This window comes from Microbulbifer sp. HZ11, from assembly GCF_000708675.1.
Lineage (GTDB): Bacteria > Pseudomonadota > Gammaproteobacteria > Pseudomonadales > Cellvibrionaceae > Microbulbifer.
This window is the reverse complement of record NZ_JELR01000001.1, coordinates 1,107,925-1,125,468: the sequence shown is the minus strand read 5'-3', so window position 1 is coordinate 1,125,468 and position 17,544 is coordinate 1,107,925. Positions and strand designations below refer to the sequence as shown.

The 17,544-nt window shown below is 57.5% G+C and carries 20 protein-coding genes and 4 tRNA genes; 16 read left to right on the top strand and 8 right to left on the bottom strand.

The window, feature by feature from the left end; genetic code table 11:
• The first annotated feature begins 67 nt into the window (after positions 1-67).
• Positions 68-697, top strand: coding sequence for a DUF502 domain-containing protein (locus AU11_RS04980; RefSeq protein ID WP_043316925.1), 630 nt, complete (start codon positions 68-70; stop codon positions 695-697).
• Positions 698-703: 6 nt separating this feature from the next.
• Here AU11_RS04980 and mnmC read toward each other — a convergent pair whose 3' ends face one another.
• The 4 genes from mnmC to AU11_RS04960 form a co-directional block, all read right to left on the bottom strand.
• Positions 704-2,743, bottom strand: coding sequence for a bifunctional tRNA (5-methylaminomethyl-2-thiouridine)(34)-methyltransferase MnmD/FAD-dependent 5-carboxymethylaminomethyl-2-thiouridine(34) oxidoreductase MnmC (gene mnmC, locus AU11_RS04975; protein ID WP_043316923.1), 2,040 nt, complete (start codon positions 2,741-2,743; stop codon positions 704-706).
• Between the two features lie 15 nt (positions 2,744-2,758).
• Entirely contained in the window at positions 2,759-3,349 is a 591-nt protein-coding gene (gene fldB, locus AU11_RS04970) for a flavodoxin FldB (RefSeq protein WP_051686961.1), read from the bottom strand.
• A 3-nt stretch (positions 3,350-3,352) separates the two neighbouring features.
• Complete coding sequence (gene trmL, locus AU11_RS04965) at positions 3,353-3,817, bottom strand: tRNA (uridine(34)/cytosine(34)/5-carboxymethylaminomethyluridine(34)-2'-O)-methyltransferase TrmL (protein WP_043316919.1); 465 nt, start codon at positions 3,815-3,817, stop codon at positions 3,353-3,355.
• A 244-nt stretch (positions 3,818-4,061) separates the two neighbouring features.
• Positions 4,062-4,592, bottom strand: coding sequence for a glycine cleavage system protein R (locus AU11_RS04960; RefSeq protein WP_043316917.1), 531 nt, complete (start codon positions 4,590-4,592; stop codon positions 4,062-4,064).
• A gap of 194 nt (positions 4,593-4,786) precedes the next feature.
• On the opposite strand from AU11_RS04960, the gene AU11_RS04955 reads away from it, so the two are divergent.
• The 3 genes from AU11_RS04955 (at position 4,787) to AU11_RS18000 (ending at position 6,630) form a co-directional block, all read left to right on the top strand.
• On the top strand, positions 4,787-5,593 hold the full coding sequence (locus AU11_RS04955; protein ID WP_043318201.1) for a class I SAM-dependent methyltransferase: 807 nt from the start codon (positions 4,787-4,789) through the stop codon (positions 5,591-5,593).
• A gap of 150 nt (positions 5,594-5,743) precedes the next feature.
• The gene (locus AU11_RS04950) at positions 5,744-5,974 is read left to right on the top strand and encodes a YheU family protein (RefSeq protein WP_043316915.1); all 231 of its coding nucleotides are present in this window, start codon (positions 5,744-5,746) and stop codon (positions 5,972-5,974) included.
• The gene (locus AU11_RS18000) at positions 5,974-6,630 is read left to right on the top strand and encodes an alpha/beta fold hydrolase (protein WP_081847938.1); all 657 of its coding nucleotides are present in this window, start codon (positions 5,974-5,976) and stop codon (positions 6,628-6,630) included. The genes AU11_RS04950 and AU11_RS18000 overlap by 1 nt, the downstream gene beginning before the upstream one ends.
• Here AU11_RS18000 and AU11_RS04940 read toward each other — a convergent pair.
• Positions 6,560-6,961, bottom strand: a complete 402-nt coding sequence (locus AU11_RS04940) for an antibiotic biosynthesis monooxygenase (protein ID WP_231491547.1) — start codon at positions 6,959-6,961, stop codon at positions 6,560-6,562. The two genes, AU11_RS18000 and AU11_RS04940, sit on opposite strands and share 71 nt — an antisense overlap.
• A 92-nt stretch (positions 6,962-7,053) precedes the next feature.
• Here AU11_RS04940 and tusA point away from each other — a divergent pair, with 92 nt between their 5' ends.
• On the top strand, positions 7,054-7,284 hold the full coding sequence (gene tusA, locus AU11_RS04935) for a sulfurtransferase TusA (RefSeq protein WP_043316909.1): 231 nt from the start codon (positions 7,054-7,056) through the stop codon (positions 7,282-7,284).
• 276 nt (positions 7,285-7,560) lie between these two features.
• On the opposite strand, the gene AU11_RS04930 is transcribed toward tusA, so the two are convergent.
• Positions 7,561-8,247: a hypothetical protein gene (locus AU11_RS04930; protein ID WP_043316907.1), complete on the bottom strand. Its 687-nt coding sequence runs from the start codon at positions 8,245-8,247 to the stop codon at positions 7,561-7,563.
• Between the two features lie 552 nt (positions 8,248-8,799).
• Here AU11_RS04930 and AU11_RS04925 point away from each other — a divergent pair.
• Genes AU11_RS04925 through AU11_RS04905 form a run of 5 tightly spaced genes read left to right on the top strand, consistent with a single transcriptional unit; the run spans position 8,800 to position 13,557 of the window.
• Complete coding sequence (locus AU11_RS04925; protein ID WP_043316904.1) at positions 8,800-9,336, top strand: elongation factor P hydroxylase; 537 nt, start codon at positions 8,800-8,802, stop codon at positions 9,334-9,336.
• Entirely contained in the window at positions 9,333-10,238 is a 906-nt protein-coding gene (locus AU11_RS04920; RefSeq protein WP_043316901.1) for a 5'-3' exonuclease H3TH domain-containing protein, read from the top strand. Before AU11_RS04925 ends, AU11_RS04920 begins: the two co-directional genes overlap by 4 nt.
• 37 nt (positions 10,239-10,275) lie before the next feature.
• Positions 10,276-11,418 (top strand): 4-phosphoerythronate dehydrogenase, encoded by a 1,143-nt coding sequence (locus AU11_RS04915; RefSeq protein WP_156035135.1) that lies wholly within the window; start codon positions 10,276-10,278, stop codon positions 11,416-11,418.
• A complete protein-coding gene (locus AU11_RS04910; protein ID WP_081847937.1) occupies positions 11,415-12,608 on the top strand; it encodes an ATP-NAD kinase family protein in 1,194 nt (397 codons plus the stop codon). Before AU11_RS04915 ends, AU11_RS04910 begins: the two co-directional genes overlap by 4 nt.
• Positions 12,601-13,557, top strand: coding sequence for a class I SAM-dependent methyltransferase (locus AU11_RS04905; RefSeq protein WP_231491545.1), 957 nt, complete (start codon positions 12,601-12,603; stop codon positions 13,555-13,557). The genes AU11_RS04910 and AU11_RS04905 overlap by 8 nt, the downstream gene beginning before the upstream one ends.
• Positions 13,558-13,663: 106 nt before the next feature.
• Here the strand turns inward: AU11_RS04905 and AU11_RS04900 are convergent, their stop codons facing one another.
• Positions 13,664-14,053 carry a hypothetical protein gene (locus AU11_RS04900; protein WP_043316899.1) on the bottom strand — a complete coding sequence of 130 codons (390 nt, stop codon included), beginning with the start codon at positions 14,051-14,053 and terminating at the stop codon, positions 13,664-13,666.
• Positions 14,054-14,072: 19 nt separating this feature from the next.
• Positions 14,073-15,287 (bottom strand): pyridoxal phosphate-dependent aminotransferase, encoded by a 1,215-nt coding sequence (locus tag AU11_RS04895; protein WP_043316898.1) that lies wholly within the window; start codon positions 15,285-15,287, stop codon positions 14,073-14,075.
• Positions 15,288-15,549: 262 nt separating this feature from the next.
• Between AU11_RS04895 and msrB the strand changes: the two genes are divergently transcribed.
• From msrB to AU11_RS04865, 6 genes are all read left to right on the top strand, one after another.
• Complete coding sequence (msrB, locus tag AU11_RS04890) at positions 15,550-15,951, top strand: peptide-methionine (R)-S-oxide reductase MsrB (RefSeq protein WP_043316895.1); 402 nt, start codon at positions 15,550-15,552, stop codon at positions 15,949-15,951.
• A 33-nt stretch (positions 15,952-15,984) separates the two neighbouring features.
• Positions 15,985-16,830 (top strand): DUF1499 domain-containing protein, encoded by an 846-nt coding sequence (locus AU11_RS04885; RefSeq protein ID WP_043316893.1) that lies wholly within the window; start codon positions 15,985-15,987, stop codon positions 16,828-16,830.
• 198 nt (positions 16,831-17,028) lie between these two features.
• Positions 17,029-17,104 (top strand) — tRNA-Glu (locus AU11_RS04880).
• Between the two features lies 1 nt (position 17,105).
• Positions 17,106-17,181, top strand: a tRNA-Gly gene (locus AU11_RS04875).
• A gap of 106 nt (positions 17,182-17,287) precedes the next feature.
• Positions 17,288-17,363 (top strand) — tRNA-Glu (locus AU11_RS04870).
• A gap of 38 nt (positions 17,364-17,401) precedes the next feature.
• Positions 17,402-17,477, top strand: a tRNA-Gly gene (locus AU11_RS04865).
• Positions 17,478-17,544 lie beyond the last annotated feature (67 nt).

Sequence of the window (17,544 nt, the reverse complement as noted above, 5' to 3'; positions counted from 1 at the left end):
GACTTCCCGGTAATTGCCGGTGGAGTACCGGCGTTCCATAACAATTCGTGCAGCTATTAGAACCAAGATGACCAGAATTAAAACATTTATTACGCTGACCCTGTTAGGTGGCCTGGCTGTTGTATTGCCAATCGCCATTTTTTTCCTGCTGTTCCAGTGGCTGTTTGGGCAGATCAGTGCATTGGTGGCACCGGCCACGGAGTGGATGCAGGCACATACAGAGTTCAAGGATAACTTTGCCCGCCTGATCGTGATAGCGGTGATTCTGGGGCTCTGCTTTCTCATTGGACTGTTAGTGAAAACCAGTGTGGGGCGCTGGGTGCACCGTCACCTGGATCACTGGCTGGGTAAATTGGCACCCGGTTACAACACTATCAAGGAACTGGTGCTGCAGTTTATTGGTGGCGGAGGTACCGAGGGCGTGCTGTCGGGGCCGGTGGCGCGGGCCCGGATTCACGGTGCGGACAACCCTTTGTCGGTAACCGCAATCGTGACATCCACCCACGCCGATGGCCACTTCACCGTCTATGTACCCACCGCGCCGGTGCCGACATCGGGATTTGTGTATCACCTGCCCCCCGAGTGTGTTGACATCCTGCCCCATGTGACGGTGGAAGCAGCCATGAAATCGATCGTCGCCTGTGGTTCAGGAAGCGGCCAGCTGCTCGCTGCCCCGGCCCTGGAAGAGAAAGCCTAGGGAACCTCAGATCGGCTTGTTTTTACCCAGAGCGCGAATCGCGAAACGCATCGGGTGCAGCGCCTTCACCAGGTCTACCGATACCGGCATCACTTCATTATTGATCCATGCGGCCAGTATCTCTGCCGCCAGCGGCGCATAGGTAAAGCCCCGGGAACCCAGCCCGGTAAGCACGTACAGGTTGCGTTGGTACGGTGTGCGCTCAGGAATCAGCTGCTTGCGATTTTTTCTGAGGGCAGAGTAGGTACTTTCCAGTGCATCCCACTGTGCCACCGGCCCTGCCATCGGCAGGTAATCCAGCGTGGCAGCGCGCAGAGCTGCGCGACCCTCCAGGGGCTGCCCGTCAAACGCTTTCTCAAATTCCGGAAGTAGTGTGCCGAGGGTTTCCATATTTTCCCGGTGTTCCACTTCGCGAACGTCCGTTTCCGTCTGCTTGAGTTTGAAGGTGGCGCCGAAGCTGTGGTATTCGGCCCGTTGTGTGCCCTCCGCAATTGTCGTCGGCGCAATATACCCTTCGCCACACAGAGCGATCTTCAACTTTTCTGTGGCGGGTGTTGCCTTCGCAAAAGAGACCTGGCCGCGGATCGGTTGTAGGGGCAGGGGAGCACTTTGCGGAAACTGGCGATTAGCGTTGGCGATACAGAGAATCAGGGCATCAAAACACTGCGGCTGATTTTCGCTGTCCAGCTGCAATTGCCATTGATCTGCCTGGAATTGAGCCTTGATGACACGGGTATTGAAGCGGACGTGAATGCGGTCATGCTGTAACAGGTTGCTGCAGACCAGCTTGGGTTGCAGCCATCCAGCCCTTGGAAAATACAACCCTGGGAAATCCAGCGCTACGCCGGCGAGTTCCGAGGCTTGCTCTGCGGTCACCGGTTGTGCCAGCAGGCTGCTGCCGTCCAAATCCAGTTGCTGGCAAATCTGCTGCTGTAACTGCTGCTCTTTTTCCGTTTGTGCCAGTTGTAACAGGCCGTCAAAGTGTGCCGCCTGAGGGCAGGTATTCGGATAGAAGCGCTGGGCAAACTGCAGGGCCTGGAGATTGAAATCGCCGTTGGGGCCGGGCTTGGGGGAGAGCTTTGCGTACAGAATACCCTGATCGTTTCCCGAGGCGCCGCTGCCCGGGTTGCTGCCCTCTTCGAAAACCGTAACCTGAAAACCCCTTGCCGCCAGCGCTCGTGCTGTGGTGGCGCCGGCGATGCCGGCACCGATCACGGCAATGCGTTCTGGCTTGCCTGCCAGAGAGGGGGGTAGGTGCCAGGGAGTGGCAGAATAGATACCTTTGCCACCGGCTTCGTCTCCGGTGGCAAAATGGCCCCGCAACATTTCCCGTTTGCGTCCAAACCCCGGCACCTTTTCCAGCGCAAAGCCCACGGACTTTAAACCGCGCTTCACAATCCCGGCACAGGTGAAAGTGGCAAATGTCGCGCCCCCGGCACTCAGTACCGCGATGGATTTGAACAGCGCTTCGCTCCACATCTCTGGATTCTTTGATGGTGCAAAGCCATCCAGAAACCAGGCGTTCATCTGTCGGTCCCGGTCAGCGTCTTCCAGGGCCAGCGACTCAAACCCGCGGCTGGCCTCACCAATGACGAGGGTCAAATGCACATTGCCCGGGAACACAATGCGGTGCGCACCGGGTGCGAGCTGGGCGGGGTAATTGGCGATCAGATGAGCGCTGAGCGGTGTCAGTTCCGGCCACATGGCCAGTGCCCGCGCCAGATCCCGGGGGTGCAGGGGGTACTTCTCCACGCTGACAAAGTGCAGATGCGCGGAGGCGGGGGCGGTATCTCTCCAAAGCTGCCAGGCTGCGAGAAAATTCAGTCCGGTACCGAAGCCGGTTTCGCCGATGGTAAATACAGCATCATCCGATAGTGCCGCCCAGCGCTCGCGCAAGTAATTCTGCGTGAGAAAAACATGGCGGGTTTCTTCCAGTCCCGAGGCGGTGGAAAAATAGATATCGTCGAAGGCACTGGAAACCGGTTGGCCGTTATCGCGCCACGCCAATTGTGCGTGGCAAACAGAACGCTGATCTTGGCTGCTCATATCGCAGATGTCACATCAAGCATCTAGCCCGCTCTCTAGACCACTCTCTAGGCCACTCTCTAGGCCAAACTCGCGCATAACCTGAGCACACCACTGGTCCAGACGCTCATCGGTGCGATCAAACTCGTTCTCTTCATCCAGTGCCAGCCCCACAAACTGACTGCCATCCGGCGTCAATCCCTTGGACTCCTCAAAGTCATAGCCATCTGCAGACCAGTAACCTACCGCCTTGGCCCCCACAGCGACGACCTGTGCGTGCAGATAACCGAGTGCATCCTGATACCACTGCGGATACCCCTCCTGATCGCCAAGTCCGTAACAGGCCACCTTTTTGCCGCTCAGATCGAGCGTCGCCAGTTGATCCCAGCAATTCTCCCAATCCTCCTGCAACTCGCCGTAGTCCCAGGTCGGAATACCGAGAATCAGAAAATCGTACTCCTGCATCAGCGCCACATCGTCCGTTGCCACATTGTGCAGATCGATCCACTCCTCACCGATGCGATCGCGAATCTTCTCCGCCGCCATCTCCGTGTAACAGGTGCTGGAACCGTAAAACAGCCCGATTGGGGCCAGGGACGTATCGTGGGAACTGTCTGTTGTTTGCATAATCTACTGAGCGTTCACATAGCCCAGCTGACGCCAGGCCTCATAAATAACGATGGCTGCCGCGTTGGACAGATTAATACTGCGGCTGTTGGGGCACATGGGAATACGCAGCGTATTCTCCGGCCCCGTCATTGCCAGAAACTCCGCCGGTAGACCGCGCGTCTCCGGCCCAAAGACAATCGCATCATCCACCTCAAATGCAACCTCCGAGTGCGGCTTGCTGCCCTTGGTGGACAGCGCTAATACCCGCTTCGGCTGCTCCGCCTCCACAAATGCCGCCCAATCCCGGTGGCGCACCACACGGCTGTACTCGGCGTAATCCAGCCCCGCACGGCGCAGACGCTTGTCATCCATCGCAAACCCCAGGGGTTCGATCAGGTGCAGCTCGGCGCCGGTATTGGCGCACAGGCGGATGATATTGCCGGTGTTTGGGGCAATTTCTGGTTGGTAGAGGACGATTTTGAACATGTATGCAATGGGGTAGTAGTAGCTGCGGCTGAACTACAGGCGGTTAACGTGAAGGTGTCGGGTACTGCCTTGCGAGACCTTCACCGCCAAGGATGGCGGTGCAGAGCCCCCAGGGATGGGTTACCGGGGGGCGCCTAGCTTGTGTCTCGAAAGGCAGTACCCGATACCGGCACCGCCCAGAAGCAGCTTAAGAACCCAGAGGCTAGAGGTCTGAATTGGCCACGGTCCAACAATTAGGCGCGGATTATAACGCGGAGGAAGTCTCTTCGCAGTCTATCTCGACACCCAGCTCATCGGCGATCTCATCGAGTTCATCGTGCAGGCCATCGATACTCACATCCTCCGCCACACTGATCGTGCACTCCGCAGAGAACAGCGGCTCACCACTCCACGGCGTACTGCCATAACGGGTATCCAGTGTCTCCATATTGATCTTGCGTGCCGCCAGGGCACGGGAAATCTCCTTCACAATCCCCGGTCGATCACTACCCACCAACTTCAACTGCAACGTCTGACGAGTATCCGCCGCCACCGCCAGAGCATCCTCAATCTGCAGTTTGAAATCGTCACCCGCCAGATTCTGCAGGGCCTCCCGCAGGCGCGCGCAGTCATCCGCCGTCACACTCACTCGCAGGATGCCCGCGAACTTACCGGCAAAGTGCGCCATCCGGCTGTCTTCCCAATTGCCACCATTCTCCGCCACCGCAGAGGAGAGCATCTCCACCACACCGGGTTTATCGTCGCTGATGATCGAAATGACGAGGTGCTGTTGCATAGGGACATCCTTCCTGGCACAGATAACAATTTGGTGAATTGTAGCCAGTGAGAGCCCCAGTGGGCAAAAAACGTGAATAGGCCTCAACTAGCCGAGAATGCCACTCAGTAGCCTTTACATGGCGGCGGTCAACGTGTTGAATCCGTGAGTACAGAAAATAATTCCAACCACCTGAATCACTTGGGAGATTCTTGATGAAACTGACTCACTGGCTCGCCGGTATGGCCTGTGCCATGACTATCGCAGGTACCGTACAGGCCGATCCCATCAAAGACGCTGTCGCCAACGAAAAGCGCACGGAAAAGTACACCCAGCGTGACCAGTACCGCCATCCCGCGGAAACCCTCGAGTTTTTCCAGATCAAGCCCGATATGACCGTGGTGGAAATCTGGCCGGGCGGTGGTTGGTACACGGAGATTCTGTCCCCGCTACTGAGCGATGAGGGCAAGCTCTACGCGGCTCACTTCCCCAAAGATACCGATGTGGGTTACTTCAAGCGCTCCCGTGAGAACTTTGAAAAGTGGCTGGCGGAGGAGAAAGATACCCACGGTCATATCGTGCTGACCGAATTTGCGCCGGGTAAAGACACCGAGATCGCCCCGGCGGGCTCCGCCGACGCGGTGTTGACCTTCCGCAATGTGCATAACTGGATGCGTGGTGACAACGAAGCCGCCGCTTTCAAATCCTTCTATAAAGCCCTGAAACCGGGTGGTGTACTGGGTGTCGTGGAGCATCGGGCCAAGCCGGGTACCGAGCGCGACGCCATGAAAACCAGCGGTTATATGACCCAGGACTACGTGGTTGAGCTGGCGACCAAGGCCGGTTTTGTACTGGAAGAAGCGAGCGAAGTGAATGCCAACCCCAAAGACTCTGCGGACCACCCCAAGGGTGTCTGGACCTTGCCACCGTCACTGCGCCTCGGTGACGAGGATAAGGATAAATACCAGGCCATTGGTGAGAGTGATCGCATGACCTTGCGGTTCCGCAAGCCGAAGTCGTGAATATCGGATAGTTGATATAGGTTCCTTGCGACAGTCTGATTCGATCCTGATACAGGCGTTACGATAAGATGCCCCGAGCCGGAACGCTCGGGGCATTTTTTTGTTGTCGAGCCATCCATCAATATCCGTGTATTTATTGAATCGCAAACCATGATTATTCCCTACAAACAACTGGACCCGGACACCCTGCAGAATCTGCTGGAGGAATACGCAACTCGCGACGGCACCGATTACGGAGAGCGGGAGGTGAGCCTGACCGACAAGGTTGCGAACCTGCGCCGCCAGCTGGACAACAAAACCGTGGTGATCTGGTTCGAGCCGGGGGAAGAGTCCATTAACCTGATTCTGGCGGAAGACCTTCCAAAGGACGGAGGCTACTGATGGCCGCGCCTGCCGATTGGCTGGTCGATCGACCTGAGTCCACTCCCTGCACCTGGTTCCTGTTCGCCCACGGTGCCGGGGCACCGATGGACAGTGATTTTATGCAGGCTATGGCTGGATTGCTTGTACAGCGGGGAGTGGGTGTTATTCGCTTCGAATTCCCGTATATGTCAGAACGTCGACTCACCGGTAAACGGCGGCCTCCCAACAAAATGGACGTATTACAGGCATTTTTTCAGGAGCAGATAGACCGGGCGAATGCCGAGTTTCCGGGGGTGCCCCTGGTTATTGGTGGAAAATCCATGGGTGGACGCGTGGCGAGCATGCTGGCGCAGAAAAATGTCGAAAAGGGCGCGATTGCCGGCGCCGTATGCCTGGGTTACCCATTTCACCCCCCGGGGAAACCGGAAAAATTGCGGACCGACCACCTGCGCCCGATGACCTGCCCGCTTGTGATTATTCAGGGCAGCCGGGATAAGCTCGGCAGCCGGGACGAAGTGGCGGAGTATCCGTTGGGCTCCGGTATCGGCCTGCATTGGCTCGAAGATGGTGATCACGACTTCAAGCCACGCAAGGCAAGCGGCTTTACCCAGACACAACACTGGCAGACGGCTGCTGACCAGATGCGCCAATGGCTGCATCTTCAAGGATGGTAATCCGCTCCTCGCTGGCCATCATTGGAGCCAGTTGCGCCATCTGATCCCGCCGCTCCTCGCTGTCGTACCACTGCTGCCAGTGCAGCACCGACTTCCAGCGGGAGAGGGTAAATCGGCGCAGGGGGTTACCCAGCTCGGTGTAGGTGTGCCCATCCACGAATCCGGTGGTCTGATAGGCATTAGTCAGCAGCTTGCGTGCCGCGTCTTCGTAGGTGGTTTCCAGGTCTTCGGCGATTTCTCGCTCAATCAATACATAAATCATTTCTGCGTTTGAATCCTGCTGGCTCTGGATTGGTTGTCTCGGTGTACGCAGTTTAGTCTTGGGTGCCAATGGTCGCTCTTCCCGTCGAGACTGCCAAGACGAAACCAATGAGTTCTACCATACCAGATGACGCGCCCGTGCAAATCCCCGACAATAGCTCTATGAAGTCACACCACACCCTCGATGCCCGCGGCCTTCTGTGCCCGGAACCCGTCATGATGCTCCACACCGCCGTGCGCAAAGTTGCCGCCGGCGAAGTGCTGCAGATGTTTGCCACCGACCCCTCCACCCAGCGGGATGTGCCCAAGTTCTGCCAGTTTCTGGGTTATGAGCTTGTGAAGCACGCCGAGGAAAATGATGAGTTTGTCTACTGGATCAAAAAAGCCGACTGACTCACAGTAGCCAGAAGCGAAGGCCGAGCATCGGGTATAGGTTTTCAAAACCGTCGGAGCATATATGGGTGAGGCAAGCGTTTGCGAAGCACTGCTTCGCGCGTAGCCGAACGACACCAATCTATGATTGGTAGCCGGTCCCACGCAGTGGGTACTTCGCTGCGATTTTGAAAACCTATACCCGGTGATTGGCCGCCACAATGGAACGAAAGAATCCTGAAATAACAAGGGCGACCACTGGCCGCCCTTGTTTTACATGTATGAGAGGGAAGTAAGTTAGGGCGAAGTGACAAGCGCCGCGATCGCAGCCAGGGCCTCAGGGTCCTCGGATTTGATCTTGTTGGCGATGTGGTGTTGGAAGAAGTAACGGAAACACTCCGACTCCTGAGCGGGGTACAGACAATCGTCCCCGGGGAGCACCGGTGTAGTCTCCACACTATTGTGGTCAATCAGCATGCCGTGGATCTCTCCGCTGGCAAATAGGCGCCAGCTCACGACTTCCGTAAGGGTCAGATTCTCCTTATCCGCATCCATAAACACCGCATGGGTACCAATGGTGTCGGGGATCTCCTGAACCACTTCATCTGCCTGATTGCTTTCGTACTCGAAGTATTCCGCCGCAGTCTCCAGCTCGACGATTTTATGGATGGGTGGCTCGTGGAAAATTTCCTCGATGCCAGAGTCGTAATAGCCTTCAAACCGTCCATCCAGAGGGTCCTGAATATCCGGGCAGGCGACGATGGAGTTCAACCAGGGAACCAGCCCGACTACCTCACCGTTGGCACGAAGCCCCCAGCAAAGGATTTTCAGACTGTAGAGATCTGTTCCACTGGAACTGTTGGAGTAGAGCATTTCCAAGCCATCCAGCTCCGGAGACAGACGGATAAACCGCAGGTTCTCTGAAGTCTCGATAGGCTTGCCGGTGAAGAGGTCAACCACGTTGTTAGTACTGTGGTCGGTCATAGAGCACCTCCTTGCAGGGCCGGTAGTAGGGCGGAAGGTCTTGTACTTCTGAGAAGCAACCGGCGTAGAGATACTGTGCGAAGGCCTGTCGGCCATCGCCAAATCCAGACTCCGGGAGCAACTTTTTTGCCTCCCTGGGAAGCCGGTACCGCAACCGAAAACAACTACCCAGAGCGCTCGCAACGGATGGCAATGAGCAGCAGCAGGTTTCCGGTATCCCCATATTCAAAGGTATATTCTGTTCCGCATAAATACAACCAGCGGAATGGGGTTCTTTGCCTCTAAGTACCTCCTCTAATTAGCTGAGCGGGTAAGTTGTGGTTGCGGACCCGGTGTCCGCTCTTGAGCTCGGGTGGCCGGGGCTCCCGGCCGCCGGCCTTGATCCCCCCGTCGGCACTGCTATAGTCCGCGCCAACCGGGCGTGCCGCCTGTGATTTAACACGACAGTGACCACACGTTTTGCCAGATACAGCCTCAGCTTTACCAAAAAGGCAAGTTTCGTACCACTCTGACCCAGTGCAGAGGGACGAGCCCCCTACGCCTGAGTCAACCGTGACTGAACGGATAGTCAGGGTATTTAATGACTGCTTCGCGGCGCCGCAAGCGTTGAATACGTGCCTGGTTGGAGGCCATACCGAACCCTTTTACCGTCCGGCGACGGCCCCGGGGGAGTGCCATCGGATCGAGTTCTCCTACGATTATCCCGCCAGTGCTTTGCACGAGGCCGCTCACTGGTGTGTGGCCGGTGAGCAGCGCCGGCAGCTTCCTGATTACGGCTACTGGTATGCTCCGGACGGGCGTAGTGAAGCGCAGCAGATCGAATTCGAGCGTGTGGAGGTCAAGCCCCAGGCCCTGGAGTGGATTTTCTCGCGAGCCTGCGGCATGAGCTTCCGGGTCAGTGCCGATAATCTGGATGCGGGGCTGGGCCCCAGTGATTCCTTCAGGCATGACATCTGGCAACAGGTGCAGCGCAACTGTTTGGTGGGTTTGAATGCGCGCGCGCGCCTGTTTGCGCAGTCCCTGGCAGCGGCTTTCCGGCAGCCGGACCCCTTGCAGCCAGGGTCCTACCGGCTGGAGGACCTCCGGTGAAGCAGATCTACCTGGTGGATGCCTCCGTCTATATCTTCCGCTACTACTTCGCGTTGCCGCCAAACTGGGAAAGCCGCTCAGGCTATACCACCGAAGCGGTGTACGGGTTTACCAACTTCCTCCTCGATCTGCTGGACAGTCGGCCGGATGGTATTGCCTGTGCGTTTGATGAGTCCCTGGGCAGCTGCTTTCGCAACGAGATCTATCCAGATTACAAATGCAGCCGGGTACTTCCGGACGAGGCGCTGGCCTTCCAGCTGGCTGCCTGCCGGGAAATGGCCGAAGCGCTGGGGATTGTCAGTTTCGCCAGTGACCGCTATGAGGCGGATGATATTCTCGCCACCCTGACCCGGATCTGCGTGGAGCAGGGTGCGGCACCGTTGATCGTTACCCGCGACAAAGACCTTGGTCAGTTACTGGATCGCGGGGCCGCTGCTTTGTGGGACTTTGCCGCAGGCCAGTATATTGGAGACGGGGAAATCGTTGCCAAGTTTGGTGTACGCCCGTCGCAGATTGCGGATTACCTGGCCCTGGTTGGTGACAGTGTCGACGATATCCCCGGGGTACCCGGCATCGGCCCGAAAACAGCGGCGCAATTACTGGGAGGTGTGGACTCCGTCGCAGAGTTGATCGACTGCCCGGACAGAATTGCGACACTGAACATACGCGGTGCAACCAGGCTTGTTGAAAAAATCGCGGAATACCGCGAGCAGATTGTGATGTCTTTGGCGTTGGCCCAGTTAGCGTACGACGTACCACTGGACGTAACAGTGCCTGATTTAAGTGGCGGTGGGGTTGACCCTGACTTCGCTATCGCGCTCGCAGAAGAATTCGGTATCGCCGGGCTGGCGAAAAAAATTATACGCACATTGTCCGCCGAGCGGGCGGGTATAACCGCTTGAGTTCTCCTCTACCACCACAATGGATTTCACCCAATAGATGATGAGTTCACAAAAAACACCGCGCCTCAACATAGTCGCTGACGAAAATATTCCCGGTCTGGATCAGTGGTTTGGAGGGCTGGGTACCATCACCCGCGTTCCCGGACGAACAGTAAGCCGGGAGCAGCTGATGGGTGCCGATGTGTTACTGGTGCGATCTGTGACGGAAGTGAATGAAGCGCTGCTTGCGAATACGCCTGTGCGCTTTGTGGGTAGCTGTACCATCGGCACCGACCATTTGGACATCCCGTGGCTGGAGGCGCGGGACATCGCCTGGAGCGCGGCGCCCGGCTGCAACGCCAACTCCGTTGTGGAATATGTATTTTGCGCCTTGGCGGCGTTGAATATCGACTGGCGCGAGCGTAGCTTCGGTATTATCGGCTGCGGCAATGTTGGCGGTACCCTGCAGCGCAAGCTGCGTGCACTGGGTATTCCCTGCAAAATTTACGACCCTTGGAAAACCGACAACCCGGATAGCGTCAGTCTCGATATCGTGCTGCAACAGGATGTGATCTGTCAGCACGCACCGCTGGTGAAAAATGGGCCGCATCCCAGCCTGCATATGCTGGATGGTCGCGCTCTGGAATGTATCCGTCCCGGCGCCGTGCTGATGAGTGCGGGGCGCGGCGCCGTCGTCGACAACGAAGCCTTGCTGGCCCTGTGCGAGCGTGAGCAAAAATTCACGACGGTTCTGGATGTATGGGAAAACGAGCCGGACATAGACCTGAATCTGCTGCACTTGGTGGATCTCGGTAGCCCACATATCGCGGGTTACAGTCACGACGGAAAACTGGCCGGCACACGTATGGTGCGCGAGGCGCTCGACCGCGCCCTGGGTTTGCCGGGTGAGGTTGCCGCTGAGTCGTCGCAAGCGGATGCCGTGGCGTTGGTTACGGAACAATCGGGATTTGCCGCCATCCGCGAGCTGCTGCTGGCCATGTATGACCCACGGGAAGACGATGCCCACCTGCGTGCTGCTGCAAAGGAATCTGAAGCAGATGGTGAACCGATGAAAGTTGCATTTGATCACCTGCGTAAGCAATACCCGAAGCGTCTGGAGTTCTCCCACTACCAGCTGGCGCAAGCGCCCAATCTGGACGATGCCACCCGCAATCAACTGGCCATCCTGGGGCTCAAGTGAAACTGAAAAAACTCGGACTCATCATCAACCCCTGGGCCGGTGTCGGTGGCCCCGCAGGGCTGAAAGGTAGCGACGGAGCCGACACCGTGGAGCGCGCGCTTGCGGCAGGTATTGTGCCGGAGTCACACAAGCGCGCAGCTATTGCACTCGCTGCGCTACAGCCATTCAGTAGCGCCTTGCAGATTGTCACCTTCGCCGGTGATATGGGGGAGCAGCTTGCGATCTCCCTCGGGTTCAATGTTGATGTGGTGGGTACGGCAGAAGGTGATCGCTCGACGCCAGAGGACACCGAGCGGGCCGCGAAGGCCATTCGCGCGGCCGGTGCCGACCTGATCGTCTTCGCCGGTGGCGACGGCACCGCGCGCAATTTGGTCAACGCCCTCGGCGATGCCTTCCCGGTGCTGGGTATTCCCGCCGGTGTCAAAATGCACTCCGCCTGTTTTGCCATTTCGCCCCGTGCCGGCGGTGAGGTGTTGCGCCGGTTGATGGCCGGAGAACTGGTGGATCTGCACCAGCACGAGGTGCGGGATATCGACGAGAAGTCTTTTCGTGAGGGCAGGGTAAGTACCCGCTACTACGGAGACCTGCTGGTGCCAGAAGAGGGCCACTTTCTGCAGGCAGTAAAAAATGCCGGGCGCGAGGTGGAAGAGCTGGCGGTTGCGGATATCGCCGCACAAATTGTTGAAGAAATAGACGCGCTGGACCCTGATACGCTTTACGTTTTCGGCCCCGGATCCACCACCCTTGCTGTATTGAGTGAGCTCGGTGGTGATGGAACCTTGCTGGGGGTGGATCTCTGGTGCCAAGGGGCGCTGCTGGAAAAAGATGTGAGCGCACCGCAGATCAATGACGCGATTGCCCGGCACCGTGAGAATGATCGTGAACGTCCGGTAAAAATTATTCTCACCGCCATCGGCGGCCAGGGACACCTGATTGGCCGCGGCAACCAGCAACTGAATCCATCGGTATTGCAGGCCGTCGGACGCGACAATCTGATGGTGATCGCCACCAAAACCAAAATTACCGAACTGGGTGGCCGCCCGCTGTTGATCGACAGCGGCGATCCGCAACTGGACGAAGCCTGGAGTGGCTTTGTACGGGTAGTGACCGGCTACCGCGACGAAATTCTTTACCCTCTGTCTGGCGACGGCAGTGGTGAAGTGCCCGCAAATACAATCGTGAGTGATTGACACCTTGAATTGGGAACCCCTGCTGCAGGAAGTGCGCAGTAAATTGACTGACCCCGCTGTGGGGGATACCCCAGACAGCCGCCGACTCTTTCATGGCCGCGGCCACTGTTTTCCCGGCCTGGACCGGGTCTGCGTGGACAGCTATCACCCGGCGATGCTCGTGACCCTGTTCGAGGAGTACGAAGGGGAGGACGCGCTGGTCGAGGCCTTGTGGTCGCTGGCGCAACCAGTCGGGTACTCCGGGGTGGCAGTGCAGCGGCGCTACTTGCGCAGGTCCCCGATTGAGTGGCACTGCGGGGAGCCCGTGGAAGCACCGGTAGCGCATCGAGGTGATCTGAAATTCCCGCTGACTTTTGATCGCCAGAATGTGGGCTTTTTTCTGGATATCGAACCCGGGCGCCAGTGGCTGGAGCAACAGGTGCAGGAAAAAGCCGGCAAGGTAGAAAACCTGAAGCTGCTGAACTTGTTCTCGTTTACCTGTGCGTTTTCGGTCGTGGCGCGCGCAGCCGGCGACCTGGAGATTCTCAATATCGACCTGAACAAGGGCGTATTGAAACGCGGACAGGCGAACCATCAGTTCAACCAGTTGCCGATGAAGGGGATTCGCTTTGTTGCCCGGGATGCCGTGCGAGATTTTAAACGCTACGACCGCAGTGGCCCTTTCCAGCTGGCGGTGGTAGATCCACCGACACGACAGCGGGGCGCATTTGAGGTAGATATCAATTATGCGAAGCTGCTGGAGAAGTTGCCGGCTTGTCTCGCCGATGAAGCGGATTTACTGCTGGTGCTGAATTCACCCGCCCACAGCGAGCACTTTTTTAGAGGGCTGATCGAGGCAGCGAACCCGGGTTACTCCGTGGTGGCTCGCTTGCCGCAAAATCCGGATTTTCCCGATAGCGATCCTGATGCAGCGCTGAAAATGCTGCACGTGAAATTCAAAAGAAGTTGATCGACCCCGTAGGGTGGATAAGCGCAGCGCATCCACCAACTGCGGTGGGATTTTGGTGGATGCCCTTCGGTTATCCACCCTACAGGTTTAGAAAAGGTACAGAGCGTTAGAGCGAGCGCATCAGCTCCACTATCAGCCCTTCCAGCTGGGGAGAAGACCCACTGCGCACCACCTGGTCCAGTTTCTCCGCGTTACTCATTCCATCATCCCCCCGGCTCACGAGCAGTAGAAAACTGCGGTGGGACAGGGTGGCGTCCTCAATTGCTTCCTGGCGCACCAGCTGGGTGAAGCTGATATAACCGCATTCCTTCAACCAGGTCATGGCGCCGAGGCAGGCCAGGTGGCGGGGTGAGTGCAGGCCGAATTCGTCCGGCGTATCCGGCCCGGCGATATCTTCCACATAGATGGTGGCCGGTGCGGGAAACTGCTGGAATAGCGCCAGCAGTATTCTCCCCGCGTCGCGGTAAAAGTCGTGGATGTGTAGATCGTCCAGCATATTTCCCGTGTACGGTCTGTTAGCTTGAGTAGCGCTCGAGGAAATGCCCCAGTCGACTCACCGCATGGGTCAGGTCGTCCGCGCGGGGCAGGAATACAATCCGCAGGTGATCCGGTGCGTCCCAATGGAAGGCGCTACCCTGTACCAGCAGGATTTTTTCCTGACGCAGGAAGTCGAGCACGAAACGTTCATCATTTTCTATCTTGTGGCGGTCCAGGTCGATCTTGGGGAACATGTAAATCGCACCCCTGGGTTTCACACAGCTCACCCCGGGGATGTCGTTCAACATGCGCCAGGCGAGGTCGCGCTGTTTGCGCAGGCGGCCGCCGGGTAACACCAGGTCGTTGATGCTCTGATAGCCGCCGAGCGCCGTCTGCACCGCGAACATGGCTGGCACATTGCCACACAGGCGCATGGACGAGAGTATATCCATGCCCTCAATAAAGCCTTTGGCCCGGTGCTTGGCGCCACTCACGATCATCCAGCCGGAGCGGAATCCGGCCAGGCGGTAAGACTTGGACAGACCGTTAAAGCTGAGGCAGAGCACGTCTTCGGCCAGTGAGCCCATGGGAATAAACTCAGCGTCGTCGTACAGTATCTTGCTGTAAATCTCGTCGGCAAAAATCACCAGGTTGTGCTGACGCGCGACTTCCACAATCTGCTCCAGCAGTTCGCGGGGGTAGACGGCACCAGTGGGATTATTGGGATTAATGACCACAATTCCGCGGGTGCGCGGGGTAATCTTCGATTTGATATCGTCGATATCCGGCAGCCAGTCGGCCTGCTCGTCGCAGCGATACAATACCGCCTTAGCACCGGTGAGATTGGTGGCGGCCATCCACAGAGGGTAATTGGGCATCGGTAACAGCATTTCGTCGCCGTTGTTCAACAGCGCCTGAGTGGACATGGAAATCAGCTCGGACACTCCGTTGCCCAGGTAGATATCGTCGATATCCACATTGGGCACCCCGAGTACCTGGCACTCGTGCATGATGGCCTTGCGCGCCGCGAACAGGCCCTTGGACTCCACATAGCCCTGTGCCTGAGACAGGTTGTAGATCACGTCCTGAAGGATTTCATCAGGCGCGTCAAAGCCGAAGGGCGCCGGGTTGCCGATGTTCAGCTTCATGATCCGGTGGCCTTCTTCTTCCAGGCGCGTTGCCTGCTCCATCACCGGTCCGCGAATTTCGTAACAGACCCCGTGGAGTTTTTCCGACTTGTGAATATCCTTCATTGCTGCGTTCTTTGTATGAGCTTGTTGCTAAGGGTTTATTTCCGTCATTCCGACAGCACGGGTACCGGAAAGTCCGGCTGGGCATCGGGCTGGCAAAATCGTTTCTACCAAACGCTCGGACCTAGTAGGCTGTGCTACATCTTGGCGGGTAACCGGCCGGACGAAGGGTTGGCACCGGGATTGGGGTGCTGCCGCAAAGCGTTGTGCCGGGCAGGGTAATGCCGCTGGATACTGACTTATCAGGCAAAAAAGGAGTCACAGTATGGCAAAAGAAAAAGACGATAACTACTGGCGCGAACGCCTGACACCGGAAGAATTTCACGTTTGCCGGGAAGCCGGGACCGAGCGTCCATTCAGCGGTGAGTATTGGGATACCTTCGAGGATGGCAAGTACCTGTGCCGTTGTTGCGGCAAGCTGCTGTTCAATGCGGAATCCAAGTTTGACGCCGGTTGCGGCTGGCCCAGTTTTGATGCTGAGGCGGAGCAGGGGGTGGTGGAAGAGCGGGTGGACAACAGTCTTGGCATGCAGCGCACGGAAATCGTCTGCGCCAATTGCGGCTGTCATCTCGGGCACGTTTTCCCTGATGGCCCGACCGAGACCGGCTTGCGCTATTGTGTTAATTCACTGTCGGTAAAACTGAACCCGGATGAGAAACCCGAATAGCGGGCTTGCCGGGGCCTGAAGGGGAGTTTCAACATGCTGCGATCCGGTCGTCCGCGGCACTGGAGCCGCTGGCTGTACCGCTGCCAGTGGCTGCTATTGACCCTCATAGCGCTTACGGTCGTCGCCGTGCGGGTGGGCCTGCTGCATCTGGATTCGTCATTTACCGTGTTTGCTGCCCTCGGGCTTGGCATGGTCGGGCTGGCGCTGTTGTCCATGCTGGTATTCCTCTGGGGCATGGTTCGGCGCCACACAGAGGCGAGATCGGCGGCGCTCTGGGCCATGTTGATGGGGGTGATACCCGTAGCCCTGCCTTTGCTGCTGGTGGGCCAGCAGAACCTCAGCACCCCCGCGTTGTACGATATCTCTACCGACCTCAAAGACCCGCCCCAGTTTGACCTGCTGTTGTCTCTGCGCAAAGAGGGGGATCACAGCCCTGACTATCCGGGAAATGTAGCCGCTGCGATTCAGCAGAAAACACCCGCGTATGGGGATATCAAACCACTGGTTTTGACTGCGAAGCCCGCGGAGGTCATTGCGCAGGCCGAAGTGATCGCCCGGGACTTGGGGTGGCGCATCATTGCGGTTCAGCCCGGGAAAGGAACGCTGGAAGCCGTGGTGCGAACGCCGGTTCTCGGTATCACCCAGGATGTAGTGGTGCGGATTCGGCCGGAGGGTGAGCGGAGCGATGCCGCAAAGGGCAGTGACAAGAACAGCACCAACAACATGGACGCGTCCCCAGCTTCCATCTCAACCCGGGTTGACATGCGCTCAGCATCCCGCACCGGCAGTCGTGACCTGGGTAGCAATGCTGAGACCATCCGGACCTTTATGGGGCAGCTGAAGCGACGGGTGGCTGAAGGTGTGCAGGTGGCGCAGTAATAGTGGGTCAATTTGACGGGGTATTTCTGCGGGTTTTGTGCACAGGTTATGTAAGTGCCTGTATGGAAAGGAAAAATTTGTAAAAAAGTTTTCAATCGGGTGTTGACAGCCCCCCGGCCCGTCCATAGAATGCGCACCACTTCTGAGGCACTGCTGATCTTTCTTCACCGAAACAGCGGCACCGAAAGAAGCTTCTGGGTCCCCATCGTCTAGAGGCCTAGGACACCGCCCTTTCACGGCGGTAACAGGGGTTCGACTCCCCTTGGGGATGCCACGCGGGAATAGCTCAGTTGGTAGAGCGCAACCTTGCCAAGGTTGAGGTCGCCGGTTCGAACCCGGTTTCCCGCTCCAATTTTTGTTCACTGGCAATTGCGAGTGAGCAGGTAAAAAGGAAATTGATCGCAAGATGGTTTCCAGATTACCAAACTCAATCTCCAAGAGATTGAGAATGTTCTATGTCCCCATCGTCTAGAGGCCTAGGACACCGCCCTTTCACGGCGGTAACAGGGGTTCGACTCCCCTTGGGGATGCCAATGCTGTGAAGCTGCTCTGGCAGCTTTACCACAGGATTGCGGGAATAGCTCAGTTGGTAGAGCGCAACCTTGCCAAGGTTGAGGTCGCCGGTTCGAACCCGGTTTCCCGCTCCAAAATAAAAAGCCGCTCTATGAGCGGCTTTTTTTTGCCTGTTTTCTGGCGAACCTGCTTCTCGAATTC

What these genes read in the sequence shown, in the direction of transcription:
- mnmC (WP_043316923.1), bottom strand. Translation starts at nt 2,743, where the DNA reads ATGAGCAGCCAAGATCAGCGTTCTGTTTGCCACGCACAATTGGCGTGG.
- tusA (WP_043316909.1), top strand. Translation starts at nt 7,054, where the DNA reads ATGAAGTCACACCACACCCTCGATGCCCGCGGCCTTCTGTGCCCGGAA.
- AU11_RS18000 (WP_081847938.1), top strand. Translation starts at nt 5,974, where the DNA reads ATGGCCGCGCCTGCCGATTGGCTGGTCGATCGACCTGAGTCCACTCCC.
- AU11_RS04955 (WP_043318201.1), top strand. Translation starts at nt 4,787, where the DNA reads ATGAAACTGACTCACTGGCTCGCCGGTATGGCCTGTGCCATGACTATC.
- AU11_RS04950 (WP_043316915.1), top strand. Translation starts at nt 5,744, where the DNA reads ATGATTATTCCCTACAAACAACTGGACCCGGACACCCTGCAGAATCTG.
- AU11_RS04980 (WP_043316925.1), top strand. Translation starts at nt 68, where the DNA reads ATGACCAGAATTAAAACATTTATTACGCTGACCCTGTTAGGTGGCCTG.
- AU11_RS04930 (WP_043316907.1), bottom strand. Translation starts at nt 8,247, where the DNA reads ATGACCGACCACAGTACTAACAACGTGGTTGACCTCTTCACCGGCAAG.
- AU11_RS04895 (WP_043316898.1), bottom strand. Translation starts at nt 15,287, where the DNA reads ATGAAGGATATTCACAAGTCGGAAAAACTCCACGGGGTCTGTTACGAA.
- fldB (WP_051686961.1), bottom strand. Translation starts at nt 3,349, where the DNA reads ATGCAAACAACAGACAGTTCCCACGATACGTCCCTGGCCCCAATCGGG.
- msrB (WP_043316895.1), top strand. Translation starts at nt 15,550, where the DNA reads ATGGCAAAAGAAAAAGACGATAACTACTGGCGCGAACGCCTGACACCG.
- AU11_RS04960 (WP_043316917.1), bottom strand. Translation starts at nt 4,592, where the DNA reads ATGCAACAGCACCTCGTCATTTCGATCATCAGCGACGATAAACCCGGT.
- AU11_RS04885 (WP_043316893.1), top strand. Translation starts at nt 15,985, where the DNA reads ATGCTGCGATCCGGTCGTCCGCGGCACTGGAGCCGCTGGCTGTACCGC.
- AU11_RS04900 (WP_043316899.1), bottom strand. Translation starts at nt 14,053, where the DNA reads ATGCTGGACGATCTACACATCCACGACTTTTACCGCGACGCGGGGAGA.
- trmL (WP_043316919.1), bottom strand. Translation starts at nt 3,817, where the DNA reads ATGTTCAAAATCGTCCTCTACCAACCAGAAATTGCCCCAAACACCGGC.
- AU11_RS04915 (WP_156035135.1), top strand. Translation starts at nt 10,276, where the DNA reads ATGATGAGTTCACAAAAAACACCGCGCCTCAACATAGTCGCTGACGAA.